The sequence below is a fragment of the Variovorax palleresanus genome (assembly GCF_051144945.1).
Taxonomy (GTDB): domain Bacteria; phylum Pseudomonadota; class Gammaproteobacteria; order Burkholderiales; family Burkholderiaceae_C; genus Variovorax; species Variovorax paradoxus_S.
The window spans coordinates 265,792-289,212 of record NZ_JBJNVP010000001.1 but is presented as its reverse complement, the minus strand read 5'-3'; the positions used below and the strand labels follow the sequence as shown (position 1 = coordinate 289,212).

Genomic DNA, 23,421 nt, shown 5'->3' with positions numbered 1-23,421 from the left:
TCCATCATATACATAGTACAATCAGGATCAACCCCTACAAGATGAGCCATGACAAAGATACTTGCACCAAGGATCTCCCTAATACACGCCACGCCCTTGGCGATGGCACCAGTCCACGAGGCCTTTGAACGGCTTTGGCCGCAGGCGCAACGTGCCAACTTGCTGGATGACGCGCTGTCTGCCGACCTGTCGGCTGCGGGCGAATTGGGCGAGGCGCTGGTCACGCGTTTCGTACAACTCGCGCAATACAGCGAGCGAGCGGGGGCACGCGCCATCCTTTTCACCTGCTCGGCGTTCGGGCCCGCGATCGACGCGGCGGCCGCGTCAGTGGCAGTTCCCACGCACAAGCCCAACTACGCGATGTTTCTGGAAGCGATCTCGACGACACCGGCTGCCGGTGTCTTGCGCATCGGTCTCCTGTCAACCTTCGAACCGTCCGTTGCCTCGATGTCCGATGAACTGCTCGAACTCGCGCGTGCGAAAGACGTCGCCATCGAACTGAAGACGGCCTTCGTTCCGGACGCGATGAGCCTCCTTGCACAAGGAGACGGCGCTGCGCACGACCGCCTGATTGCTTCGCGCGCGGCCGACCTTCGAGCTTGCGACGTCGTCATGCTCGGCCAGTTCTCGATGGCGCGGGCCCAGCGATTGGTCCACGCCGCGCTTGGCAAGCCAGTTCTTACCAGCCCCGACAGCGCTGTTCGCCTTCTGAAAAGTCTCTGCGCGACGGCCCCGGCCGATTCGCATCGTTGATTCACACCACCCTACCCACCACTGGAGTACCCCATGAAGTTCATCGTTCTGCCGTGTGACGGCATTGGCCCGGAAATCGTTGCCGCATCGGTAGAAGTGCTGAAAGCCGCTGACAAGCGCTTCGACCTCAACATCAGCTACGACTACGAAGACGCCGGGTTCACGAGCCTGGAGAAACACGGCACAACCTTGCGCCAGGAGGTGCTGGACAAGGCCAGGACCTATGACGGCATCATCCTGGGCACACAGTCGCATGCCGATTACCCCGCGCCGGAAAAAGGCGGGCGCAATGTGTCCGCGGGCTTTCGCGTCGGCCTGGACCTGTACGCGAACGTGCGTCCGGCCCGCACGCGGCCCTACCTGCAGTCCAACATGCGGGAAGGCCGCAGCATGGACCTTGTCATCATGCGAGAGGCGACCGAAGGCTTCTACCCCGATCGCAACATGTCCAGGGGCTGGGGCGAAATGATGCCCAGCCCGGACATGGCCTTGTCGGTCCGCAAGATCACGCGGCATTGCAGCGAGCGCATCGCGCGCCGCGCCTTCGAGCTGGCGATGACGCGGCGCAAGAAGGTCACCGCGATCCACAAGGCCAACAGCTTCCACATGACCGACGGTCTGTTCCTCGAAGCCGTGCGCCACGTGGCCAAGGACTTTCCAGAGGTTGCGCTGGACGATCTGCTGGTCGATGCCTCGACCGCGCACTTGGTCAAGGAGCCGGAGCGTTTCGACGTGCTGGTGGCGACCAACTTCTACGGCGACATCATCTCGGACCTGGCCAGCGAACTGTCCGGCAGCCTGGGTCTGGCGGGATCGGTCATGGCCAGCGACGACCTGTGCTGCGCCCAGGCCCAGCATGGCTCGGCGCCGAGCATCGCCGGCAAGGACCTGGCCAACCCCACGTCGATGATCCTGTCGGTGGCGATGATGGTCCGCTGGGTTGGTGACAAGCAGAAGAACAAGGCCTTGCAGGACGCGGGCGACGCCATGGTCCGCGCCGTCGACAAGGTGCTGGAGAACCCCGACACGCGCACCAAGGACATCGGCGGCACCATCGGTTGCAAGGCCTTCACCGAGGCCGTGGTCAAGACCGTGGCCGCTGCCTGATCCACCATGAGCCAAGCTGTCCTGGGCTGCATTGCCGACGACTTCACGGGCGCCACCGACCTGGCCAACAACCTGGTGCGCGCCGGCATGCGCGTGGTGCAGACCATCGGCGTGCCCTCCGGGCCGCTGGATGACGAGGCGGATGCGGTCGTGGTCGCGCTGAAGTCGCGCACGATCGCCGCCGCCGAGGCCGTGCAGCAGTCCCTGCAAGCCCTTCGGTGGCTCCAGGGTGAAGGTTGCCGGCAGTTCTACTTCAAGTACTGCTCGACATTCGACTCCACGGCCGAAGGCAACATCGGTCCGGTGACGGATGCACTGATGGATGCGCTCGGGGCGGACTTCACGATCGCCTGTCCGGCGTTCCCGGAGACCGGGCGCACGGTGTTCAAGGGCTATCTCTTCGTGGGCGACGAGCTGCTGCACGAATCCGGCATGCGCAATCATCCGCTGACGCCCATGCACGACGCCAACCTCGTGCGCGTTCTGCAGTCGCAAACGCAACGCCGGGTCGGCCTGATCGAGCAAGGGACGGTGGCGCAGGGCGAAGCCGCCATCGTCCAGCGCATCGCAGCGTTGCGCAGCGAAGGCGTGGCGATGGCCATCGTCGATGCGATCAGCAACGCCGATCTGATCGCCATGGGCCGCGCATCTGCGAACCTGCCGCTGCTGACGGCAGGCTCCGGCGTTGCGATCGGGCTGCCGCAAAACTTCGGCATCACGCCGGCAGCCGATGCCGCGCGCCTGCCGCCGCCGCTCGGCCTGCGAGCCATTGTCTCGGGCAGCTGCTCGACGGCGACGAACGCCCAGGTCGCGCATTTCCTCGCCAACGGGGGCGAAGGCTTCGCCATCGATCCGCTCCAGCTTGCCGAAGGCGTGGATGTGGCGGCGCGTGCGCTCGATTGGGCGAGCTCGCGGATCGCGGCAGGCCCGGTGCTGGTGTACGCCACAGCCAGGCCCGAAACCGTCAAGGCGGTACAGGCGCAGCTGGGGAGCGCGCGCGCGGGCGAGATTGTGGAGCACGCCCTGGCGACGATTGCCCGCGGCCTGGCCGAGCGCGGCGTCGGCCAGCTGGTCGTGGCAGGCGGCGAGAGCTCCGGCGCTTGCGTGCAGGCGCTGGACATCCGCAGCATGCGCATCGGCCCACAGATCGCTCCCGGCGTGCCGTGGTGCCAAGCGGCATCCAGGCATGCAAAGGGGGGCACGATGCACATCGCCTTGAAATCGGGCAACTTCGGGGCGACCGACTTCTTCACCAGCGCGTTTCGTCTGCTCGATTGAGTCGTAAAGTGCAGCATCTCCCACACCTTGCTCCGCCCATGTCCAAGCCTGCCTCGCCAGCCAACGTCAGCGCGCTCACGCCCACGCTCGCCCGCAGAATCATCGAAATGATCCGCCGCGAGGGCTACCCGGTCGGCCACCGGCTGACCGAGCAGGCGCTGTGCGAGGAACTGGATGTGTCGCGCTCCCCGGTGCGCAAGGCGCTGCAGTACCTGCAGGGCGTCGGGGCGGTGACATCCGAGCCGAACCGTGGCTTTCAGGTCGCGAAGATGCCGTCCGAGTTGGGCGAGCTGGAGTTCGCGCCCAACCCGGCGTCCGAAGAGGTGCTGTACATGCGCATCGCCAGCGACCGCATCCATGGCGAGCTGCCGGATGAAGTTGCCGAGAACGACCTGATGGAGCGCTATGGCCTCCCGCGCCTGCAGGTCCAGCGCATCCTGAACCGCATGGCTCGGGAAAGCATGATCGACCGCAAACCGGGCCGCGGCTGGATCTTCCGGCCGCTGCTCAGCAGCGTGGAGTCGCACCGCGAAAGTTACCGCTACCGCATGATCATCGAACCGGCGGCCATTCTCGAGCCGGGCTACGAGGTCGACCTGGCAGAGCTGGAAAAATGCCGTCGCGAGCAGATCGAATTGCTGGCCGGCGGTATCGAGCGCTGCACGCCGGCCGAGCTGTTCCGTGCGGGCGTGCACTTTCACGAGACCGTGATCGCCGGCGCAAACAATCGCTTCTTGCTCGATTCGCTTCGCACCTTGAACCAGATGCGGCGCGTAGTCGAGTACGGCACCCGCTTGGACCGCAACAGGCTGCATCGCCAATGCGAAGAGCATCTCGTGCTGATCGATCTGCTCGTCAAGGGCGAACGGATGGAAGCCTCCCAGTACCTGCGCCAGCACCTGAACACGGCGCGCATCACCAAGATTGGAACGGCCGATGAACGACAGCGCGGCACGTGAAGAAATCTGCCGTGTCGGCCGCAGCCTTTTCGAACGCGGCTATGCCCATGTGATGGTGGGCAACATCAGCGTGCGGCTTTCGGATGAAAGCGGCGGCGGCTTTCTGATTCGACCCCTATTCGGGCAGTGATGCTAGAGCGACTCGGCCCAAACGTCTGGCACGAGACACCTGCGGGGGCCATGGCAACGCTTGAGGAACTCGAAGAGACCGCGCGTCTGTGGATGCTGAGCGGTCAGAAAGCGTCGGCGTTGCCTGACGCACATATTGACTCGCTGCGCACCACGTTCGGCGCGCATAGGTAAAACGCATGCGATTCGGTCTCGTCGCCAATCGGCTGCATCGACAAAGTGTCGATGGCGCACTGCTTCGCTGGGCGAAGGCCTACGAAGACAGTATTCGTTCGCTGAATCTCAAGCTGCACGCAGTAGGCGGCACCTACGACGCGCTCGCCCGCGAGGGCGTGCTCAGCAATAGCGGGTCGCTGGTTCGCCTTCCCTCCGGTGTCGAAGGCGGCGTGATGCGCCTGGCGTCGTGCATCGCCGGAGGACTGACCACGGAGAGCGAACTCGATGGCGTGATCTACCTGGTGGACCCTGTGGATCCATCGTCCCTCTACCCGGAGACCCAGGCGCTGAAGCGTCAGTGCGTGATTCACGGCAAGCCGTTCGTATCGACGGCTGCCGGCGCCGCGGAGTGGATCGCGGTCGAGTTGGCCCATGCAGGAACCGGTGACGCCGGCTTCGGGAGTTCTGTCGCAAGTCAAACCGTCGCGCTGATCGCGCACGATGCGTTCAAGGATCAGATGGTGGAGTTCGCCGCCGCCCATTTTGATCTGCTCTCACGGTTTTCGTCCCGCGTGGGCACCGGAACGACGGGCGGGCTACTCAACGACATGGCCTTGGCCCGCGGTTGGCCAACGGATCGCCCTTGGGTCACACGCTACCGGAGCGGTCCGATGGGTGGCGATGCGCAGATCGCAGAACTCGTACTCAATCGCACCTGTAGCAAGGTCATCTTCTTCGAGGATCCACATGTGGCTCGCCAGCACGAGGCAGACATCCAGTTGCTTGAGCGCGCCGTAAGCACGGCGACCCAAGACACGACCTGCTTCAACTCGCCGGCCATGGCCGCGCGCTGGGCTGCGGCAATCCAGCTTTCATCTTCGCAGTAAGTCGCTCGTTCAAGCATGTACGCATACGTTGGATCGCGCACTACCCGGATGCGCAACGCGCGCGGCGAGGGGATCAGCGTTTATCGCCTGGACAGTCACCAGCGGAGGCTGGAGTTGATCCAAGTTCTCGGCGACTTGGTCAATCCATCTTTCCTGGCGCTGAACCGGGCGGGCGATGTGCTCTACGCCGTCCACGGCGATGAGCATGAGGTCTCATCGTTTCGGGTGAACATTGCGGACGGGGAACTGGAACTCCTCAACCGGCGGACGTGTGGCGGCAAGAACCCGGTGCATCTCGCGCTCGACCCAAAAGGCCGCTTCATGGTCGTATCCAATCACCTGAGCGGGACGGCCGCAGTGCTCCCAATTCTCGAGGACGGCTCGATTGGGCATTTCAACCAGTTGATAGCACTGCCGGGTGAGCCGGGACCACACCGCGTAGAGCAGCCGTTCTCAAAGCCACACTTCAACCCTTTCGATCCGAGCGGGCACTTCGTTGTAATACCAGACAAAGGCCTCGATCGCGTCTTCATTTTTCGATTCCGGAATGGTCGGCTAGAGCCGACCGAAACGCCATATGTCGACGCGCGCGCGGGTTCTGGGCCGCGGCATGTCGCGTTCCACGGCACCAAGCCATTTGCATACGTCGTCAACGAACTTGACTCCACGGTCACAACGTATCTGTTCGATCCCAAGAGGGGTGGCCTGGTCCCGCGACAAGTTCTCTCAACGTTGCCCGACACGTTCACGGGAAACAGCAGGGCGTCGGAGATTGCTGTGGATGCGAACGACAGGCTCCTGTACGCGTCGAACCGTGGCTTCGACAGCATTGCGGTCTTCAGTATCGACGGTGAATCGGGCCACCTTGCATTCATCGGTGCGTTTCCGTCACAGGGGCGAACTCCGAGGTATCTCGCGCTCGCTCCGAACGGGCAAACGCTGTTCGTGCTCAATGAAGATAGCGACAGCATCGTCGCCTTGGAAGTCTCACAGTTCGATGGAATCCTTTCGGCGACCGGCGAAGTCACGAGTTGCGGCAGTCCGGTATGCATGGTGTTTTCGAAGACCAGTCACCGGCGTAGCAGTCCAGCGAAGTAACGAACAGTGACATTCCAGGCTCGAGAACGCCTTCTACGCTGTGGCCAACCCCCGCATCAATATCAGCAGGGCATGTTCGAGGTCCTGCTCAAAGTCGTATCGCAGACTCTCCAACTCGGGCAGCTCGACCACTTGCGCGGCCATCTCTGCGGGGTTGCTGAGCGGCCAGAGCCCGATGATCAGCGGCACCGCATGCTTCACCACCAGTTCGAAGGCTTGCACCGGCATGCCGGGCACGCGGGCATGGAAGTCTTGCGCTGCCCGTTGCCGAACCGCCAGCAGGTTGCCTTTGAAGTCGACCATGCGTTCGAACGACACCTTGCGCTCAAGGATGGACGGCAGGATGCTGGTCAGCCGGCAAAGCAACGGCCGGGTAGCAATCGTCGAGGCGAAGACGCGAGCAATGTGTTCGACGCTAGCGCCGGCCTTGCCGCCGCGCGCCAGCGCCGTGCTCAGCTCGGCATGCCAGCTTGCATATTCTTCGACGAGCAAGTCCATCAAGACGGCCTCGCTGCTCTCGAAATACCGGTAGACGTTCGACTTGGTCATCTGCGCCTGGCGCGCTAGCTCGTTGATCCCCAAATCGAGGGCGGCCGGGTCCTGGCGCAGCATTTCTCGAGCTGTGGCCAGCAGGTGGCGGCGCCGCTCTTCCTTCTGCTCGGCGGATCGAGCGCGTACGTATGAGCTGGGGGAATTCATGCGGTGATCACGTTCCATTTGCTAAAAGACCGTTGGTCTGCTAAATTACAGACCATCGGTCTCCAATCTTGCCTGAAAGCAAGGGTGCCGGCCACCTTCTGCTTCACCTCGACTTCAACAAAGGCAAAACATCATGGCGACCACCGTCGACTCCTGGGTTCTCATCACTGGAGCGTCCAGTGGTTTTGGCGAAGAATTCGCCAGGCAATACGCGGCCAGGGGCCACCCGCTCATTCTGATCGCACGTCGGCTCGACCGGCTGCAAGCCTTGGCTGCAGCGCTGCAACAGGAGTACAAGGTCCAAGTCATCGTGCAGCAGGTCAATCTCTCGGACATGGCCGCCGTCCACGAGTTGCAAGCCAGTCTTCGCGAGCGCGCGATCGCGGTTGAGATCCTGATCAACAACGCAGGCCACGGCTTGCAAGGCCCCTTCCTCGACACGCCCATGCAAAGCGCCTTAGACATGTTGCAGCTGGACATTGCGAGCCTGACGGTCATGACGCGACTCTTCGGCGAGGACATGCGCGAGCGGGGCCACGGAAAGATATTGCTCGTCGCCAGCATGCTGGCTCACTTTGGGGTGGAAAACATGGCCGTCTATGGCGCAGCCAAGGCCTACGTGCTGCGCCTCGGCGATGCGTTGCACCGTGAGTTCAAGCGCGACGGCGTGACTGTTACCTCGCTGTGCCCCGGCATGTCCGACACTGGCTTTGCGCAGGCCGCCAAGCAGAAGATTACTTGGGGACTCAAGCTGCTGATGATGAAGCCGGAGCCGGTGGTGCGGGCGGGGATTCATGCGCTGCACACCGGCCGCATGAGCGTCGTTCCAGGCTTCAACAACAAGGCCGCGGTGGCGATGGTATCGGCGACACCGCGATGGCTGCATCAGGCCATCTTTGCGCGGGTCATGAACGGTTGAGCACCTTGTGCTTGCCGCCCCGTCTCCGGCCATGCAGACGTCGGCCCTCGACCAACAATGATTGCTACGAGGGCCCGCCGGCGAGGCATCGTGTACGGCCTGGAATGGACGCTTTGATGGGTAGATGCAATTTGCTGTACTGATGCCTACCTGGGACCGACTGTTAGCGCTGCGCCATACGAAACGTATATACTTCATATACATTTCATATAGAGATCACTGATGGGTATCGTAAAAATTTCGGACCTGATGCACGAGAACCTGCGCGTGGCTGGGAACGCGCTCAGCAGGTCCATCAATGCGCAGGCAGAGCACTGGATGCGCGTCGGCATGCTGACCGAAATGCACCCGGAGTTAGACCACCGGGAAATCTGCCAACTGTTGATACGAGCCGAACTCGCGGGGGGCCTGGACATCACCGTGGCTGTCACGCCCGATCCTGGCAAGCCTCGCGCATCCTCGACGGGGAAGCACTGATGGCTCACGGTGTTCCCATCAGGTCCACCGAGGAACTCGAGATGGCGCGGCGGGCCGCCGTCCTTGCCGCAGAGGTTCTAGGTATGGTCGAGCCCTACGTCGTGCCGGGGGTGAGCACGGAGGCACTCGACCGCATCTGCCACGACCACATCGTGAATGTCCAGGGCGCCATTCCTGCCAACGTAGGGTATCAGGGGTATCCGAAGACCATCCTCACCTCCGTCAATCAGGTGGTTTGCCACGGCATCCCCTCTCTGACCAAGATTCTGAAGAAGGGCGACATCATCAACATCGATGTCGCGGTCATCAAGGATGGCTGGTTCGGTGACACCAGTCGCATGTACTTCGTCGGAGCCCCCAGCGTGCTGGCGCGGCGCTTGGTGGAGACGACATACGAAGCCATGCTGGCCGGCATCCGGCAGGTCAAGCCTGGTGCGACGCTGGGCGATGTTGGCCATGCCATCCAGACGGTCGCCCAGCGGGAGCATTTCAGCGTGGTGCACGAATACTGCGGTCACGGCATCGGGCAGGTCTATCACGATGAACCGCAAGTGCTGCACTACGGGCGGCGCGGGGAAGGCCTCGAGTTGGAGCCGGGGATGGTCTTCACCATCGAACCGATGCTCAACGCCGGCAAGCGCGAAACCAGGCAACTGCCCGACGGGTGGACCGTCGTAACCAAGGACAGGTCTCTGTCCGCGCAGTGGGAACACATGGTCGCTGTGACGCCCGGGGGATATGAAGTGCTCACGGCCTGGCCAGGAGGCACAGGTGCCTACGCACCGGCTTGACGCTCAGCATGGGCGAGGTTTGGGCCTGGACAACTGCGTTCCTGCGGACATGCGGTTGCGTTGAACTGGAGGCGGTGTCGAAGGTCTACTGTTGGCCGCATTCCGCCGGTGGGCTCCTACTTCGGATCCTCGCGATACTTGGCGGCGAGCGCTCTGAAATCCTTGCGAAAAGCGCGATCGCCTGTGGCCGACCTAAGTATTCATGTCGGTCGCGTTCGCGGTAAGCCGAACCCCGCAGTCAGCGGTTCGTGAAGATGCTCTTGCGGATCGAACCATGGACGCCCCAGTTGGCATCAACCACCTGCGTCACGCCGAAGTCGGCCGCCACCGACAGCAACGCGATCGCCTCGTCTTCACTGAGGCGGTGCACGGTCATCAGGAATCGGCGCAGCTTGCGAAAGGCATCTCGCATGGCCGGGTCGAGCGACGACTTGCCGGCAATCACCGTCTGCGCGTCCGGCCCGAGGGCAGCCAGGTAGTTGGGGTAGGTGAAGCCGTAGACCGACCACAGCTCTTCGGTTTCCAGCAGCGGGTGGTCGAGGCCCTCGAGCAAGGTGCCGCCCAACCCGGACTGCTTGTGCAGGATGAACTCGAAGTCGCCCGTCAGCGAGGTCTCGATCGCGGTGCCGCCAAGCTCGCTGTCGCCCTGCGCGGCGTGCGGGTCGCCCACCGAGAAGAAGGCGCCGGGCACGGCCACCGGGTAGTACATGCGCGCGCCCTTGCCAACCCGCCAGTCATCAATGTTCCCGCCGGTGTAGCTGGGCGGAATGGAACTCACGAAGTCGGATTCCGACGGCGCAAGGCCCATGGTGCCGAAGTGCAGGCGGGCCGGCACCTTGACGTTGCGCAGGATGTCTTCGCGCTTGTGCACCAGCGCATGGTCGACGCGCACGCCGGGATAGTCGATCATGTTGTGCACCACGCCGTCGGGGTCGGTCTGCGGCGTCCACACGTAGTTGTAGACGGCACGCGCGAAGGGCTCGCCCGAGGTGTCGAGCTCGAAGATCGTCACCACTTCGCGCGGTTTGGGCTCTTCGATCAGGTCGCGAAAATGGAAGCCCCAGGACGCGGCCACGTTCGAGCCGAAGCAGCGGCCCGCATAGCAATGGTTGCAGCTGGGCCGGGGGCGCACGTCGAGGATGCGCACCTCCAGCACGTCGCCCGGCTCCGCGCCTTCGATGACGACCGGGCCGGTCAGCAGGTGCACGCCCACGCCCTCGCCCTCGCCGAGCTTGAAAGGCCCCTCCACGGGACCGGCGCCGCGGCGCGGCACGGCCTTGTGCTCGCGCGTCCACGCGAACACCGACTCGGCGCCCGGGTCGCCGGCGATCATGCGCTCGTGGTCGTCGTTGGCATGATGGGTCAGGGTCTCGATCGTCACGCGATCGCCGGACTTCACGACGAGCGACGGCGCGACCGCCTTGCTGAAATAGCCCCAGTGGATGGTTTGGGGAGAGACGGGGAGGATGTGATGCTTCATGGGGTTCTTGGGGGCAGGCTCAGGCGGGCATGGGTGTCGAAGCGGCCGGCAGCACGTCGGCCGACATCACACTGAGGAATCGGGCGGTTTCGCGGTGCCGGGGGCGCTGCAGCACCTCGAGCGCCGGACCGCTCTCGACGATGCGGCCACCGGAAAGAAACACCACGCGGTCGGCCACCTCGGCCGCAAACCGCAGCTGGTGGGTGGAGATGACCATCGTCAATCCTTCCTCGACGGCAAGGCGGCGAATCACCTCCAGCACCTCGTTGACCAGTTCGGGATCGAGCGCCGACGTGGGCTCGTCCAGCAGCAGCACGCTGGGCCCCGGCGCCAGCGCGCGGGCGATGGCCACGCGCTGCTGCTGGCCGCCGGACAGGTGGCGCGGCAGCGCTTCGACGCGGTGGGCCAGCCCCACCCGCGCCAGCAGTTCATGTGCTCGCCGATCGGCGTCCTCCGCCGTCCAACCGTGCACCCAGCGCAGCGGGCCGGCCACGTTCTCGCGCGCCGTCAGGTGGGCGAACAGGTTGAACTGCTGGAACAGCATGCCCACGCCCAGTCGCCCGCGCTCGCGCGCCAGGTCGCTCGGGTTCATGAGCTGGCCATCGGGGCGAAAGCCGAGACGGTGGCCGCCGACATGAACCTGTCCGGCGTCCCAGCTTTCGAGATGGTTGATGCAGCGCAGGAGCGTGCTCTTGCCCGAGCCGCTCGGACCCAGCAGCGCAACCACTTCGCCGGCCTGTACCGTGAGGCTCAGATCCCTGAGCACGGCCTGCGAACCATAGGCCTTGGACACGCCGTTGATGCGCAAGGCCACGGGCGCGTCGGCCAGCCGCGTAGCCCGGGCTGCGCGTTCGATCGCGGGCGCCGTCGGGACCGACCGTGCGGCTGGCGCCGCATCTTCGCGATCGGCCGGCGGCACCTCCGCGGCGGCTGCTTCTTCCGAAGGCGAAGGGCTCGCGGCGGGCGCCGCGGCACGCTGCGGCAGCCACCGCGCCAGTCCGCGCACCGCCTGCGGGCGGTCCAGGTCGAAGCGCGCTTCGAGCGCCAGCTGCACCAGGCTGATTGCGCCGGTCAGCAGCAGGTAGATCAGGCCGGAAGCGAAGAAGACCGAGAAGAAATCGAAGGTCGACGAGGCCAGCTGCGAGCTGCGCAGCGTGAGTTCCTGCACCGCGATCACCGAGGCGAGCGAGGAGTTCTTGAGCGTGCTCACCGCCTCGTTGCCCATCGCGGGGATCATCGAGCGCAAGGCCTGCGGCGCGATGATGCGGCGCATCAGCACGCGCGGCGTCATGCCCAGGGCCTGGCCGGCCACCACCTGGCCGCGTTCGACGCCGACGACGCCCGAGCGGAACATCTCGGCGATGAACGTGGCCTCGTTGAATGCCAGCGCCAAGCCGGCGGCCAGGAGTCCGGGCAGCACAATGCCCACGTGCGGCAGCGCGTTGTAGAAGAAGATCATCTGCAGCGCCAGCGGCGTGCCGCGGAAAATCACCGCATAGCCCCGGGCAAACGCGGCCAGCGGCTTGAAGCGGCTGAGCTGCATTGCCGCCAGCAACAGCCCCACCACCACCCCGCCCGCCAATCCGATGCCGGTGGCTGCAAGCGTGAAGACGATGCCCTGGATCAGGTAGGGCATGGAGAGGTAATGGAGGAAGAGCTCCATGTCAGTACCGCCCGGCCGTTCCGAAGGTACTGGCAGCCTCCTTGGGGGGCAGCGAACGGAGTGCGCGTGAAGACCTCATGTCACTTCGCCACGAGCAGCCGCGGCGCCTCGAGGTTCTCGACCGGCAGGCCGTTTTTCTTGAGCAGCGCGGTGTGGATCCCGGCCTTCTGCAAGATCACCAGCGCGGCCATCACCGCATCGCGGAAGTCGGTCTTGCCCTTGGGCACCGCAATGCCGACCGAATAGGGGATCGTCACCGCGGCCGCCTTCTCCAGCTTGTCCGGGTAGGCCTTGACGGCACTGTCGACCGTGTTGACGTCGTTGATGTAGGTGTCGGCGCGGCCGGCGAGGATGGCCTGGATGCAATTCTGGTTGTTGTCGTAGAGCTGGATCTCGGGCTCGGCCTTGCCCACGGCCTTGCACTGCGGGCCGAGCGCCTGGATCAGCGGCACCTCGACATAGCCCGTGTTCTCGGCGGCGACGGTGCCGCATAGCGAGGCGTTGATGCCGGTGATCTTCTTCGGGTTGCCCTTGGCCACCAGCACGCCGTCGAACACCTTCGAATAGGTGATGAAGTCGGCCGCCTTGGCGCGCTCTTCGGTGGCGTAGATGTCGGAGATCACGATGTCGGCCTGGCCGGCCTGCAGCGTGGTCAGCAGCGCCGCAAAGGTCACGGGCTTGTAGGTCAGCGTGAAGCCCAGGCAGCCGCCGATGGTTTCGCCCAGGTCGATGTCGAAGCCGATGTACTTGCTCGGGTCCTTGGGATCGATGGTTTCGTAGCCGGGCGTGTGCGGGTTGATCGCGTTGACCAGGGTCTTGCCCTTGAACTGCGGGTATTTGGCTTGCAGCGTCGAGCACTCGGCCGGGGCCTTCACGGCCTCGGCGTGGGCCGGCGCGGCTGCCAAAGCGAGGGCCGACAGGCCGATCGCCGCGACGGACGCACCGCGCATGCGGGCCAATACGAATGCGCGAAGCCGGACGCAGAGTCCGGCCGGGAAGGGAAGGTTTTGCATGTCCGAGGCTCCTGTGGAGACGGCGCGAGCCGGCTGGCACCACGCCAGCCTGCTGCACCGCACCATGTGAGCGTAGGAGCTGCACCGCCGCCGCACTTGTGCGTGGGCGCACGACTGCTTGTGCGGGCCGCCAGGAGATTGCCGCCGGCCGGCTAGGGGCAGGAGTGACCCCTGCGGCTAACTCAGCCTGGAATATTCGGCTCGACCAACTGCGCCAGCGCCACAAGCGACTCCTGCCAGCCCAGATAGCACATCTCCGCAGGAATCACGTCGGGAATGCCTTCCTGCACGACGGACATGTCGGTGCCGCAGGACACCGCGGTCAGCGTCACGGTGGTCTTCATGGTGCCCGGCAGGTTGGGGTCGTCGAACGCCGCATCGTAGGCAATGCGCTGGCCGGGGACGAGTTCCAGGTACTTCCCGCCGAACGAGTGGCTGTGGCCGCTGCCAAAGGCGGTGAAGGACATGCGCCAGGCACCGCCGACCACGGGCTCCATGCTGTGGACTTTGCCGGTGAATCCGAAGGGCGGCAGCCAGCGCTCGAACGCGCCGGGTTCGACGAAGGCACGATAGACCCGCTCCGGCGGGGCGCGCAGCACGCGGTGCAGGCGGACGGTGTTGGTGGTGGCCATGGCGTTTCTCCTGAAGTGCAGAGGATCGCAAGAGCCGGGTCAGCGCGGGTGGGGAAACAGCCGTTCGATCGGGCAATGCGTCTTGATGAACGGCGACTTGATGACGATGTAGCTGAAGTACTTCGCGATGCCGATGTTGCGTTCGAGCAGTTCCTCGATCACTTCCTGGTAGTGGTTCACGCCGCGCGTCAAGAAGCGCAGCAGGTAGTCGTAACCGCCGCTCACCAGGTGGCATTCGAGCACCTCGTCCACATCCCGGATCGCGGCCTCGAAGCGCACGAAGTCTTCGCGGTGATGGTCTTGCAGCGTGACCTCGGTGAACACGGTGAGCGTGTCGCCGAGCTTCTCGAGCCGCAGGTGCGCGCCGTAGCCGGCGATGTAGCCGGCCTGCTCGAGCCGCTTCACGCGGATGAGGCAGGGGCTGGGCGAGAGGCCGACCGCATCCGCGAGGTCGACGTTGGTCATGCGCCCGTTCTGCTGCAGCTGCGCCAGGATACGCAGGTCGAGTCGGTCGATCTTGAAGGCTTCAGACATGGCGGTCCTGAGTAACGGAGAGAGCCCGATTCTGCTTCGCCGGCGGGGTCCCGGGGCAATGCTTTCCCGCTCAGGCGGCCAGCGCCGCGCGCACGTCGGCGGCGTCGAGCACTTCGTCGAGGGTTTTCTTCAGGCGCGCGAACATCTGGGCGAACTCGTCCTCGGTGAAAGTGAGCGCCGGCGCAAAGCCGAGGATGTTGTCGCCGAAGGCGCGGAACACCAGCCCGTTGCGGTAGCCCGCGGCAAAGATCCGGTCCGACAGGCCGAGCGCCGCATCGAAGCCGCGCTTGCTCTGCTTGTCGCTCACCAGCTCCAGCGCGCCCAGCAGGCCGCGGTGGCGCGAATCGCCCACCAGCGGGTGCGCGCGCAGGGCATCGAGCCCGGCCCCGAAATGGGCTGCGACGCGCTGGCCGTTGGCGAGCACGCCGCTTTCTTCGTACAGGCGCAGCACCTCGAGCGCGACCGCGGCGCTCACCGGGTGCGCCGAATAGGTCGCGCCGTGGCCGACCGAGACGCCCGCGGGCGCGCCGTCGGCAATGCCGGCATAGACCTTCTCCGAGATCATCGTCGCACCCATCGGCACGTAGCCCGAAGTCAGGCCCTTGGCCATGGTCATCAGGTCGGGCTCCACGCCTTCGGCGTCGCAGGCGAACATGGGGCCGGTGCGGCCGAAGCCGGTGATGACTTCGTCCACCACGAAGAGGATGTCGAGCTCGCGCGCCGCATCGCGCATGGCCTTGAGCCAGCCCTTGGGCGGTACGATGACGCCGCCCGAACCCTGGATCGGCTCGCAGAAGAAAGCGGCCACGTTGTCGGCGCCGAGCTCGGCCACCTTGGCGCGCAGCGAGGCCACCGATGCGGCGATCAGCGCCTGCGGATCGGCGCCTTGCGCGTGGCGGTACGGGTTGGGCGACGGAATGTAGTGCTGCGTGGGCAGCGGCAGGTCGAAGCCTCGATGGAACACGGGCAGCGCCGTGAGGCCCGCGCCGGTCGACGAGGAGCCGTGGTAGCCGCGCTCCAGCGCGATGAACTGCTTCTTCGACGGTTTGCCGATCGCGTTGTAGTACTGCACGATGAAGCGCACGGCGGCGTCGATCGCCTCCGAGCCGCCAAGCGTCATGTAGACGCGGGTCAGCGATGCGGGCGTGATCTGCACCAGCTTTTCCGCGAGGCGGATGGCCGGCTCGCTGCTGAAATGAAAGTAGCCGGTGGCGTACGGCAGCCGCCGCATCTGCTCGGCCGCGGCTTGCACCACGCTCTCCTGGCCGTAGCCCACGTTCACGCACCAGAGGCCCGCGAAGGCGTCGAGCAGTTCATGCCCGTTCGCGTCGGTCAGCCATGCACCGCGGGCCGAGGCCAGCACGGTGGGGCCGCGCTCCTCGTGCGTGCGCCAGGGCGAGACGGGATGAATGAGGTGAGCACGGTCGATGGCGTCGAGCGTGGCGAGGTGCGGCAATGCGGTGGGGTGCGTCATGGGGGGCTGAAGTCGGGCCTTTGGATGTCCAAAAGCTTAGGCCGCATGCCCCTCGCACGGGTGCTGCATTGAGGGCCTTGCACAAAGCAGACTGCGGTTGTGCGAGTCGCTACAGCAGATCGTGCCGTCATGCATTGGTCATGGGCGCCTTCACACCGGCCGCACCCGACCGGTGGCGGCCACACCCAGAACCAGGGCCAATATGCCCATCAGCCCGAGCCCCAGCAACTGACCCACAGGTGTCTCCGCGGACCTGGCCTGCGCGCTGAAACGCGGCTGGGCGGCGAAGTCGCCGAAACCGAAGCGCACTTCGTTGAACAAGTACGGGTAGTAGTAGGCCCGCAACCGCGCGTGGAAATCTGCGATGCGATCCTGGTAAGCGAGTTGCGCCTGCAGATCGGTATCGGCTTGGCGATGCAGCGCGGCTTGCGCGCCGACGCCCGGCAGCAGCCAACCCAGGCGTGCGGTCCAGCGCTGGCGCGCGAGCAAGCCTTCGCGGTAAGCCGCCACCTGCGGCGCCACGCTCTCATCGCCGAGCTGCTGAAAGGCGTAGTACCACTTCCAGTGAAAGCCCGAAGGCAGTGGTGCGGTGTGCTTCCATTCGGGGTGCGTGCGGAAGAACTTCTCCATCGTGGCCTCTGGCGGCAGGTCCCACGCGCCGTGCACGGCCTGGCGCTGCGCCAGCATCAGCTCCACGCCCTGGTGGACAGGCACCGCGCGCGCAAGCACGGCGTTGGCGATGGTGGGCAGGACGAGGGTCAGCACCGCCCAGCAGCCCATGAGTGCCGTTGCGTTGGCGGCAGAACTTCCGCTTCGCGTTGCCACGATCAGCACCAGCCCGCTCCAGACCGCGAGGTAGGCCGCCGTGACCAGCAGCGCGGTGGTCAGGGCCGTCATCGGGGTGCCGCTGCAGAGGCCACCGGCCAGCACCGGCAGCACGAGGCAAGCGAAAACCAGCGCCGCGCGCAGGCCGGCACGGCGAAGCCACAGGCGGCGGCCGGCACCCGGCATGGCCAGGAGCGTACCCAGCCGGCCCGAGCGCCGCTCGCCCGACACCAGGTCGTACAACAAGGCGATCAGAAACAGCGGCGCCAGGTACACCAGCACGAAAGCGAAGTCGAAGCGTCCGGCCACTGCCAGCTCGGGATTGAAACTCTCGCCTTCGTGCAGTTGAGCCTGCAGCGCCAGTGCGCGCACGCGCAACACGTAGGGTGCGGCATCGCGCAGCCCGAGCGCGAGGAAGGCTGTGGGAGACGGTGCATCCCAGGTGCCGTGGAAGGTGTAGTAGGCGGCGGAGCCGGCTTCACCGCCGTGGGTGTACTTGCGCGCTTGCGCCGCCAGATCGTGCTGCTGCAGCTCGGCCAGGCGCGCAATCGTCTGCTGCTGGCGCGCAAGCTCGCGCGTGCCCGACAGCACAGCCAGGGTCGTCAATATCAACAGCAATGCCAGCGCAACCAGGACCAGTCGTGACCGCACCAGCAGGCGCCATTCGTGGGCGAGCCAGCTCATCGCGCGATCCTCCCCAGGCGGCGCGTGGCCGGCGCCAACAGGCCGGTGAGCGCGGCCAGCCAAAGCAGCAGCACACCCGCGGCCGGTGCCGCGTGGCGCAGGGCCTCGCTGGGCCGCGCGGCTTCATAGTGAAAGTCGGCAAAATCGTGCCAGTGCGCCTGGCTGATGCGGCTGTCGCGGCTGGAACGGTCGCCAGCGTAGCTGAGCTTTTCGGCCTGCAGCCGGTTGAGTTCCTGCACCAGTCGATAGCGATGGTGCTCGGCCTGCTCGACGAAGCGGCGGTAGTTCTGCAGATCGGTGCCTGCGGCCGCCATCGAGAGGCGGCGCAGCGCGATCACCGGGCTCAGCAGTGCAAAGCGGTCGACCCGGCGCAACTGTGCGTCCTGTCGCTCGAAGCTGGCGTTGGCATAGCGCTCGAAGAGCGCACTGGTCAGCCGCTCGCCCTCCATGCCGAGCAGGCCCTTGTAGTTGACGGGAAGGTCTTCCACTTTCGAGACGCCGTACTGCGCGAGCACCTGCTTCCTGAAGCCGGCGAAGTAAGGGTCGTCGGGGTCGTGGCTGTCGCCGAGTGCCCCCAGGTCGCGCGCCACCGCAATGTCGGTCTCCAAGCGCATGGGCAGCGCCAGCGTCGAGGCCACGAGTTCGGGCGCCAGGCGCGGCACGAGCACGACACTGACCGCCCAGACCGCCAGCAATGCCACCAGCGCATCGCGCCCGCGCTCGAACCATGCCGACAGGCCGACGATGCCGACGGCCCAGATCAGCAACCACAACCCGTAGCCCGCCGCCAGCGCCACTGCCAGGCTGGCGGGTGCCGGCGTTGCGACGCCGATCCAGGTCAGCGCCAGCAGCGCCGGCAGCAGCACCAACGCGGCCACGCCGCTCAGGGCCAGCAGCTTGCCCGCCACGATTTCTCGCGCTCGAACACCCTGGGCCAGCAGGATGCGCAGCGTGCCCGACTCGCGCTCGCGTGCCAGGACCGCATGGCCCACGAAGACGAGCAGCAATGGTGCCAGCACCTGCAGCACGAATGCCGGCGTGAGCTGGCCGAAGCGCAGCAGCAGCGACGACTGCCGTACGTCGCCGAAATTGGCGCTGTTCTGCCGATGGCCTTCGAGGAAGAGCGTGTGGCCCGTATAGGCATCCACTCCGGAATCGAAAGCCGCCAGCGGATTCAGCGGCCGGAACACGAAGTGACCGTAGTGCACCATGCGGTGCGGGTGCCGGTCGGGCTGGCCCTCGAACTCGTGATCCACCCGCGCCTGGTGGCGCGCGCGCTCGGCGTCCGTGGTGCGGCGCTGTTCCCAGGCCGTGAATGCAGCCACGGCCGACAACAGCAGCAGCAGCGTCAACCCGAGCACGGCGACGCGGTCGCGCCGCAGCAGGCGCCATTCCTCGCGCGCGATGCGCAGTACCGCGCTCATCGGTGCGCCTCCTGGCCAGCGTAGCGCCGGTGCAATGCCCGCACGTCGAAGCGCTCCGGGCCCGACGCTGCGACTTCCTCGACCAGCCGTCCGCCGTCGATGAAGCCGATGCGATCGGCGACGTCGGCGGCGCTGAGCAGGTCGTGCGTGACCATGAGGATGGCCACCCCTTGCGCACGCAGCAGTCCCAGCAGGCTGTTGAACTCGGCCGTGGCCAGCGGGTCGAGGCCGGAGGTGGGCTCGTCGAGCAGCAGCGCCGGCACCTTGCGTGCCAGCGCCAGCGCGATCGACACTTTCTGGCGCATGCCTTTGGAAAACCCCGAAACGCGCCGCCCGTGCGCCGCAGCGTCCAGGCCGGCGGATGCGAGGGCCTCGTCGATCGCCTGCGCATTGGCGGGCTGGCCCGCGAGATCGAGCAGGTAGGCCACGTTCTCGCGCGCGCTCAGGTGCTCGTAGAGCGCCACGTTCTCGGGGATGTATGCGAGCTGGCGCCGTGCGGACGTCGGGTCGGCCACAGGGTCGGCGCCGTTCACGCGCACGCGGCCACGCGCGGGCTGCACGAAGCCCAGGAACAGGCTCAGCGTGGTGGTCTTGCCGGCGCCGTTGGCGCCCAGCAGCGCGTAGATTTCACCGGCTTCGACCCTGAGGTCCAGCCCGTTCAGGATGGTGTGCCCGCCGTAGCCGGCGACCACGCCGGCGGCTTCGAGGGCCGGATGAGGCGCGGCCGTGGCGCGCGCCGATGGAAGGTTGGTCAAGTTCATGATTGCATTCGCCCGCGCTCAGAACTTGGCTTGCAAGCCGACGGTGATGGTGCGCGCCGTACCCGGCGTGACCCAGAGGCGGCTGTAGGAGCTGGCGTAGTAGGTGGAATCGAACAGGTTGTCGATGTCCAGCGTCACGCGCAGCGCGGGGTTGATGCGCCAGTAGGCGACCAGCTTGGCGGTGGTGTAGCTCGGCAGCTCGAAAGACGGCGTTGCGGCGTTGGCGTCGGCCTGCGTACGGGCCTGGCCCAGGCGCTTGCCCACATGCGTGACGCCCCCGCCGATGCCGTAGCGCTGCCCGTTGGCGAATGCGTTCTCGTAGACCGCGAGCACGCTGCCATTGACCCTCGGAACGTTCAGCAGGCGGCCGCCGATTGCCAGCGTGTTGTCCTTCGTGATCTCCACGTCGTTGAGCACCAGGCTGGCGTTGAGGCGCCAGTTCGTGGTGAGCTGGCCGGCAAAATCGAATTCGAAGCCGCGGCTGCGGATCTCGCCGGCGGCGGCCGAGTAGCCGGTGTTGACCGGGTCGGACGTGAGCACGTTGCGCTTGCGGATGTCGAACACCGCGGCGGTCGCGCCCATGCGCCGGTCCGCGCTTTCCCACTTGGTGCCAAGTTCGAGCGCGCGTCCGGTTTCCGGTTCGAAGCCCTGGGCGGCAACGTCTGAACCGACGTTGGGGCGAAAGGATCGGCCGGCGTTCGCATAGAAGGTCCATTGCGGCGTCGGCAGCCAGCTCAGGCCAATGCGCGGCGAGGTCGATGACGGATCCTGGCGCGCCGTGGTGCCGGCGATGCGGTTCTCGAGCGACTGGCGGTAGCTGTCCACGCGCACGCCGGCAACCAGGCGCCATGCGGGCGCGAGCTTGATTGCGTCCTGCATGTAGAACGCGGTGTTGCGCTGGTGTTCGAGGGTGTCGGTGTTGCGGCCCGGAACCGGTTGGAACTGGCCGTAGACGGGGTTGTAGATGTCGATCGCATAGGGCCGTGCGGCCGTCGGGTTGGCGCGCAGCATGATCGAGTCCATGCTGAAGCGGAAGCTCTCCAGGCCGAACAGCAGTTCGTGCTCGATGGCACCAGTCCGGATGGTGCCCTGCAGCTCGGCCTGCAATGCAATGTCGTTCGAGTCGAAGTCGCGGAAGCGCCGCTGGCGCGCGAGGGTCGCGTTGTTGGCGCCCAGCGCGCTCGCTTCGGTCGAGAACCCGTTCAGCGAAGTCTTGCGGTAGGACAGGCCCAGCCGACTGCGCCACGCGGAGTTCCATTCGTGCGACAGGATGAATTGGTGGGTCTGGTTCTCCACCGTCACGTCGCCATCCGCGGGCTCGCCGAGGAAGCGGCTGCGCGGGATGGCGCCCAGGCGGTTGCCGACCGCGACCACGCCGCGGTCCAGCGGGGTGGCGTGCCGCAAGAATTCCCCCGAATACTCCAGCACGGTGTCGCGGCCGAGCTTCCACGTGAAAGCCGGCGCGATCACTTCTCGCCGGGCGCTCACATGGTCGCGGAAGCTGTCGCGGTCTTCCGCGGCGACGTTGAGCCGGTAAGCGAAGTTCTCGCCGATCGGCCCGGTGCTGTCGAACGCACCGCGCTTGAGGCCGTGGCTGCCCAGATAGCCTTCGACGGAATGGGCCGCTTTCCAGAGCGGCCGCTTGGACACGATGTTGAGCGTTCCGCCGGGCTCGCTGCTGCCGTAGAGAGCGGCCGCCGTTCCCTTGAGGAATTCGATGCGTTCGACGCCCGCCAGATCACGCGGGGCATTGAAGCCGCGGTTCGAGGAAAAGCCGTTCAGCAGCGTGGCCATGCCGGTGTTCTCGTTGCCGGGCAGGCCCCGGATGGCGAAGTTGTCCCAGAGGCCGCCGAAATTGTTCTGGCGCGAGACGCCGCCCACGTAGTCGAGCACGTCGTCGAGCCTGGTCGCGCCCAGGTCGTCGATGGCCTGGCGCAAGACGACGCGTACCGACTGGGGCAGCTCGCGCAGCGGCAAATCGGTCTTGGCGCCGGCGGCCTCGTCGGCGTGATAGGCGCCCGACTCGGTGCGGCCGACCACTTCGATCGTGGACAACTGGGCGGCCTCAGGGCCGGCACCGGAAGACTGGGCGGCCGCAGGGCCGGCGAAGAGGGCCGCGACCGCGAAGGCCAGAGGAAGGGGCGCGCTGGGCCCCGAGCGTTGGATGGAAATCATGGAGGGAGACTGGGCAAGGCAAGACGAGGGGCGCAGCGGCGAGCCCGGCAAGGGCCGGACGCGCGCCGCCCGTGGCGCGTGACTTCACGCCGGGCGACGGGACTGCAGGGCGAGCGAAGTTGCCGCCGCAACGGCGGCGTTCAGGCGACGGGGCGAGGCGGGTCGCGCGAGGCGAAAGGCCAATGGCCCGGGCTGGGGACGAAGGCCAGCAGGGCTTGCGGCCGTGGAAGACCCGCATGCACCGGGGGCGCATGCGCGGCCGGTGGCGAGCTCAGCGCCGTGCCCAGATGCGCGTAGGCCAGGCACCACGCGCACGCGCCATCGGCTTCCTGGCCATGCTCCGCGGCATCGGCCTCGTCGTTCGCCTGCGGGACCGACAGTGCGGCCACCGCGGCCTCTGCCTTGAGATGCACGGCTTCGTGCGCAGGCATGCCGATGACCGTGTTGAAGAACACGGCCAGCAGCAGGAGTCGGGTCAGTACGCGGCGCAGAAACATGGCGGGGGTCGGAGGGCCGGGATCATACCCTCGGGGCCGCCCTGCCCCGTCGAAGCCAGGGCAATTCAATAGCCCCGCGTGCGATCCACAAGCCCGACCATCGGCTCGCCAGCTTCAAAGCGGCGCAGGTTGTCGAGCAAGGCTTCGGCGGCGCTCAGCGGCTGCGTCATGCTCGCGATGTGCGGCGTGAGTTCGATGCGCGGATGGCGCCAGAAGGCATGCGTGGGCGGCAGCGGTTCGGGGTCGGTCACGTCGAGCACCGCATCGCCGATCTGCCCGCTGGCGAGCGCGTCCAGAAAGTCGCGCTCCACCAGGTGCGGCCCGCGGCCCACGTGCACCAGCCCCGCGCCCTGGGGCAGCATCGAGAACAGCTTCGCATCGAGAAAGCCGCGCGTCGAATCGGTGAGCGGCAGCAGGCACACGAGGATGTCGGTGCGCGCAAGAAAGGCGGGCAGCTCGTCGGCCCCGGCATGGCACTGCACGCCATCGACTTCATGCCGTGAGCGGCTCCATCCCGCGCAGTCGAACCCCAGCGAGACCAGCTGCGCCAGCACCGCCTGGCCGAGCGAGCCCAGCCCCAGCACGCCCACGCGCCGCTCGCCAGCGGGCCGCACGGGCAGCGGCTTCCACTGCCCTTCCTGCTGCTGGCGCCGGTACTGCGGCATGTCGCGATGCAGGCCGAGCACCGCGTGCGTCACATACTCGACCATGCCGCGCACGATGCCGGGCTCGACCATGCGCACCACGGGCAATTCGGGCGGCAGCGCCGCAAAGTCGAACTGGTCGACACCGGCGCCCGAGGAAAACAGCACGTCGAGATTCGGAAAGCGCGCGGCCAGGTCGTCCGGCGGCACCCAGGCCGCCAGAAAGCGCACCCGTGCCGGATCGCCGATGTCGGGCCAGATGCGAAAGTCGATGTCGGGCCGGTGGCGGCCGAACACCTCGGCCCACTGGCGGCCGCGCACGGGGTCGGACTTGTAGAGAAAGGTGGAGGTTTCCATCGTGC

22 protein-coding genes and 2 pseudogenes are annotated in these 23,421 nt (G+C 66.2%); 11 read left to right on the top strand and 13 right to left on the bottom strand.

Annotation, left to right across the window (positions count from 1 at the left end; translation table 11 throughout):
• Nucleotides 1–48: 48 nt before the first annotated feature.
• The 8 genes and pseudogenes from ACJ7Z0_RS01325 (at nt 49) to ACJ7Z0_RS01290 (ending at nt 6,367) form a co-directional block, all read left to right on the top strand.
• The gene (locus ACJ7Z0_RS01325) at nt 49–753 is read left to right on the top strand and encodes an aspartate/glutamate racemase family protein (protein WP_434788318.1); all 705 of its coding nucleotides are present in this window, start codon (nt 49–51) and stop codon (nt 751–753) included.
• A 33-nt stretch (nt 754–786) separates the two neighbouring features.
• The gene (locus ACJ7Z0_RS01320; RefSeq protein WP_434788317.1) at nt 787–1,860 is read left to right on the top strand and encodes an isocitrate/isopropylmalate dehydrogenase family protein; all 1,074 of its coding nucleotides are present in this window, start codon (nt 787–789) and stop codon (nt 1,858–1,860) included.
• Nucleotides 1,861–1,866: 6 nt separating this feature from the next.
• Nucleotides 1,867–3,138, top strand: coding sequence for a 3-oxo-tetronate kinase (gene otnK, locus ACJ7Z0_RS01315; RefSeq protein ID WP_434788316.1), 1,272 nt, complete (start codon nt 1,867–1,869; stop codon nt 3,136–3,138).
• 38 nt (nt 3,139–3,176) lie between these two features.
• On the top strand, nt 3,177–4,097 hold the full coding sequence (locus tag ACJ7Z0_RS01310) for a GntR family transcriptional regulator (protein WP_434788315.1): 921 nt from the start codon (nt 3,177–3,179) through the stop codon (nt 4,095–4,097).
• Nucleotides 4,075–4,227, top strand: a complete 153-nt coding sequence (locus tag ACJ7Z0_RS01305) for a class II aldolase/adducin family protein (RefSeq protein WP_434788314.1) — start codon at nt 4,075–4,077, stop codon at nt 4,225–4,227. Before ACJ7Z0_RS01310 ends, ACJ7Z0_RS01305 begins: the two co-directional genes overlap by 23 nt.
• Nucleotides 4,209–4,400 (top strand): annotated as a pseudogene (locus ACJ7Z0_RS01300) (aldolase); the annotation flags it as partial. The gene ACJ7Z0_RS01305 and the pseudogene ACJ7Z0_RS01300, both read left to right, overlap by 19 nt.
• Nucleotides 4,401–4,405: 5 nt before the next feature.
• Nucleotides 4,406–5,269: a methylglyoxal synthase gene (locus tag ACJ7Z0_RS01295; RefSeq protein WP_434788313.1), complete on the top strand. Its 864-nt coding sequence runs from the start codon at nt 4,406–4,408 to the stop codon at nt 5,267–5,269.
• Between the two features lie 15 nt (nt 5,270–5,284).
• Nucleotides 5,285–6,367 carry a lactonase family protein gene (locus ACJ7Z0_RS01290; RefSeq protein ID WP_434788312.1) on the top strand — a complete coding sequence of 361 codons (1,083 nt, stop codon included), beginning with the start codon at nt 5,285–5,287 and terminating at the stop codon, nt 6,365–6,367.
• Nucleotides 6,368–6,400: 33 nt separating this feature from the next.
• Here the strand turns inward: ACJ7Z0_RS01290 and ACJ7Z0_RS01285 are convergent, their stop codons facing one another.
• Nucleotides 6,401–7,066 carry a TetR/AcrR family transcriptional regulator gene (locus ACJ7Z0_RS01285; RefSeq protein WP_434788311.1) on the bottom strand — a complete coding sequence of 222 codons (666 nt, stop codon included), beginning with the start codon at nt 7,064–7,066 and terminating at the stop codon, nt 6,401–6,403.
• 133 nt (nt 7,067–7,199) lie between these two features.
• On the opposite strand from ACJ7Z0_RS01285, the gene ACJ7Z0_RS01280 reads away from it, so the two are divergent.
• From ACJ7Z0_RS01280 to map, 3 genes are all read left to right on the top strand, one after another.
• Nucleotides 7,200–7,985 (top strand): SDR family NAD(P)-dependent oxidoreductase, encoded by a 786-nt coding sequence (locus tag ACJ7Z0_RS01280; RefSeq protein WP_434788310.1) that lies wholly within the window; start codon nt 7,200–7,202, stop codon nt 7,983–7,985.
• Nucleotides 7,986–8,207: 222 nt separating this feature from the next.
• Nucleotides 8,208–8,462 (top strand): ParD-like family protein, encoded by a 255-nt coding sequence (locus tag ACJ7Z0_RS01275; protein WP_434788309.1) that lies wholly within the window; start codon nt 8,208–8,210, stop codon nt 8,460–8,462.
• A complete protein-coding gene (gene map, locus ACJ7Z0_RS01270) occupies nt 8,462–9,253 on the top strand; it encodes a type I methionyl aminopeptidase (protein WP_434788308.1) in 792 nt (263 codons plus the stop codon). Before ACJ7Z0_RS01275 ends, map begins: the two co-directional genes overlap by 1 nt.
• A gap of 238 nt (nt 9,254–9,491) precedes the next feature.
• Here the strand turns inward: map and ACJ7Z0_RS01265 are convergent.
• The 12 genes and pseudogenes from ACJ7Z0_RS01265 to ACJ7Z0_RS01210 all read right to left on the bottom strand — a co-directional run.
• A pseudogene (locus ACJ7Z0_RS01265) lies at nt 9,492–10,760 on the bottom strand (acetamidase/formamidase family protein); the annotation flags it as partial.
• Nucleotides 10,753–12,396 (bottom strand): amino acid ABC transporter permease/ATP-binding protein, encoded by a 1,644-nt coding sequence (locus ACJ7Z0_RS01260; RefSeq protein ID WP_434788307.1) that lies wholly within the window; start codon nt 12,394–12,396, stop codon nt 10,753–10,755. The gene ACJ7Z0_RS01260 and the pseudogene ACJ7Z0_RS01265, both read right to left, overlap by 8 nt.
• A gap of 80 nt (nt 12,397–12,476) precedes the next feature.
• Nucleotides 12,477–13,409, bottom strand: a complete 933-nt coding sequence (locus ACJ7Z0_RS01255) for an ABC transporter substrate-binding protein (protein ID WP_434788306.1) — start codon at nt 13,407–13,409, stop codon at nt 12,477–12,479.
• Between the two features lie 182 nt (nt 13,410–13,591).
• Nucleotides 13,592–14,041 carry an SRPBCC family protein gene (locus ACJ7Z0_RS01250; RefSeq protein WP_434788305.1) on the bottom strand — a complete coding sequence of 150 codons (450 nt, stop codon included), beginning with the start codon at nt 14,039–14,041 and terminating at the stop codon, nt 13,592–13,594.
• A gap of 39 nt (nt 14,042–14,080) precedes the next feature.
• Nucleotides 14,081–14,575, bottom strand: coding sequence for an Lrp/AsnC family transcriptional regulator (locus ACJ7Z0_RS01245; protein WP_434788304.1), 495 nt, complete (start codon nt 14,573–14,575; stop codon nt 14,081–14,083).
• Nucleotides 14,576–14,645: 70 nt separating this feature from the next.
• Entirely contained in the window at nt 14,646–16,049 is a 1,404-nt protein-coding gene (locus ACJ7Z0_RS01240) for an aspartate aminotransferase family protein (protein ID WP_434788303.1), read from the bottom strand.
• Nucleotides 16,050–16,199: 150 nt separating this feature from the next.
• Entirely contained in the window at nt 16,200–17,558 is a 1,359-nt protein-coding gene (locus tag ACJ7Z0_RS01235) for an ABC transporter permease (RefSeq protein ID WP_434788302.1), read from the bottom strand.
• A complete protein-coding gene (locus ACJ7Z0_RS01230; RefSeq protein ID WP_434788301.1) occupies nt 17,555–18,982 on the bottom strand; it encodes an ABC transporter permease in 1,428 nt (475 codons plus the stop codon). Before ACJ7Z0_RS01230 ends, ACJ7Z0_RS01235 begins: the two co-directional genes overlap by 4 nt.
• The gene (locus ACJ7Z0_RS01225; RefSeq protein ID WP_434788300.1) at nt 18,979–19,743 is read right to left on the bottom strand and encodes an ABC transporter ATP-binding protein; all 765 of its coding nucleotides are present in this window, start codon (nt 19,741–19,743) and stop codon (nt 18,979–18,981) included. Before ACJ7Z0_RS01225 ends, ACJ7Z0_RS01230 begins: the two co-directional genes overlap by 4 nt.
• A gap of 18 nt (nt 19,744–19,761) precedes the next feature.
• Nucleotides 19,762–21,918 carry a TonB-dependent siderophore receptor gene (locus ACJ7Z0_RS01220; protein WP_434788299.1) on the bottom strand — a complete coding sequence of 719 codons (2,157 nt, stop codon included), beginning with the start codon at nt 21,916–21,918 and terminating at the stop codon, nt 19,762–19,764.
• 140 nt (nt 21,919–22,058) lie between these two features.
• Nucleotides 22,059–22,415 carry a DUF2946 family protein gene (locus tag ACJ7Z0_RS01215; protein WP_434788298.1) on the bottom strand — a complete coding sequence of 119 codons (357 nt, stop codon included), beginning with the start codon at nt 22,413–22,415 and terminating at the stop codon, nt 22,059–22,061.
• Between the two features lie 65 nt (nt 22,416–22,480).
• Nucleotides 22,481–23,416, bottom strand: coding sequence for a 2-hydroxyacid dehydrogenase (locus ACJ7Z0_RS01210; RefSeq protein ID WP_434788297.1), 936 nt, complete (start codon nt 23,414–23,416; stop codon nt 22,481–22,483).
• Nucleotides 23,417–23,421 lie beyond the last annotated feature (5 nt).

Excerpts from the sequence above, each read along its gene's own strand:
- ACJ7Z0_RS01325 (WP_434788318.1), top strand. The coding sequence starts at position 49 with ATGACAAAGATACTTGCACCAAGGATCTCCCTAATACACGCCACGCCC.
- ACJ7Z0_RS01320 (WP_434788317.1), top strand. The coding sequence starts at position 787 with ATGAAGTTCATCGTTCTGCCGTGTGACGGCATTGGCCCGGAAATCGTT.
- otnK (WP_434788316.1), top strand. The coding sequence starts at position 1,867 with ATGAGCCAAGCTGTCCTGGGCTGCATTGCCGACGACTTCACGGGCGCC.
- ACJ7Z0_RS01310 (WP_434788315.1), top strand. The coding sequence starts at position 3,177 with ATGTCCAAGCCTGCCTCGCCAGCCAACGTCAGCGCGCTCACGCCCACG.
- ACJ7Z0_RS01305 (WP_434788314.1), top strand. The coding sequence starts at position 4,075 with ATGAACGACAGCGCGGCACGTGAAGAAATCTGCCGTGTCGGCCGCAGC.
- ACJ7Z0_RS01295 (WP_434788313.1), top strand. The coding sequence starts at position 4,406 with ATGCGATTCGGTCTCGTCGCCAATCGGCTGCATCGACAAAGTGTCGAT.
- ACJ7Z0_RS01290 (WP_434788312.1), top strand. The coding sequence starts at position 5,285 with ATGTACGCATACGTTGGATCGCGCACTACCCGGATGCGCAACGCGCGC.
- ACJ7Z0_RS01285 (WP_434788311.1), bottom strand. The coding sequence starts at position 7,066 with ATGAATTCCCCCAGCTCATACGTACGCGCTCGATCCGCCGAGCAGAAG.
- ACJ7Z0_RS01280 (WP_434788310.1), top strand. The coding sequence starts at position 7,200 with ATGGCGACCACCGTCGACTCCTGGGTTCTCATCACTGGAGCGTCCAGT.
- ACJ7Z0_RS01275 (WP_434788309.1), top strand. The coding sequence starts at position 8,208 with ATGGGTATCGTAAAAATTTCGGACCTGATGCACGAGAACCTGCGCGTG.
- map (WP_434788308.1), top strand. The coding sequence starts at position 8,462 with ATGGCTCACGGTGTTCCCATCAGGTCCACCGAGGAACTCGAGATGGCG.
- ACJ7Z0_RS01260 (WP_434788307.1), bottom strand. The coding sequence starts at position 12,396 with ATGGAGCTCTTCCTCCATTACCTCTCCATGCCCTACCTGATCCAGGGC.
- ACJ7Z0_RS01255 (WP_434788306.1), bottom strand. The coding sequence starts at position 13,409 with ATGCAAAACCTTCCCTTCCCGGCCGGACTCTGCGTCCGGCTTCGCGCA.
- ACJ7Z0_RS01250 (WP_434788305.1), bottom strand. The coding sequence starts at position 14,041 with ATGGCCACCACCAACACCGTCCGCCTGCACCGCGTGCTGCGCGCCCCG.
- ACJ7Z0_RS01245 (WP_434788304.1), bottom strand. The coding sequence starts at position 14,575 with ATGTCTGAAGCCTTCAAGATCGACCGACTCGACCTGCGTATCCTGGCG.
- ACJ7Z0_RS01240 (WP_434788303.1), bottom strand. The coding sequence starts at position 16,049 with ATGACGCACCCCACCGCATTGCCGCACCTCGCCACGCTCGACGCCATC.
- ACJ7Z0_RS01235 (WP_434788302.1), bottom strand. The coding sequence starts at position 17,558 with ATGAGCTGGCTCGCCCACGAATGGCGCCTGCTGGTGCGGTCACGACTG.
- ACJ7Z0_RS01230 (WP_434788301.1), bottom strand. The coding sequence starts at position 18,982 with ATGAGCGCGGTACTGCGCATCGCGCGCGAGGAATGGCGCCTGCTGCGG.
- ACJ7Z0_RS01225 (WP_434788300.1), bottom strand. The coding sequence starts at position 19,743 with ATGAACTTGACCAACCTTCCATCGGCGCGCGCCACGGCCGCGCCTCAT.
- ACJ7Z0_RS01220 (WP_434788299.1), bottom strand. The coding sequence starts at position 21,918 with ATGATTTCCATCCAACGCTCGGGGCCCAGCGCGCCCCTTCCTCTGGCC.
- ACJ7Z0_RS01215 (WP_434788298.1), bottom strand. The coding sequence starts at position 22,415 with ATGTTTCTGCGCCGCGTACTGACCCGACTCCTGCTGCTGGCCGTGTTC.
- ACJ7Z0_RS01210 (WP_434788297.1), bottom strand. The coding sequence starts at position 23,416 with ATGGAAACCTCCACCTTTCTCTACAAGTCCGACCCCGTGCGCGGCCGC.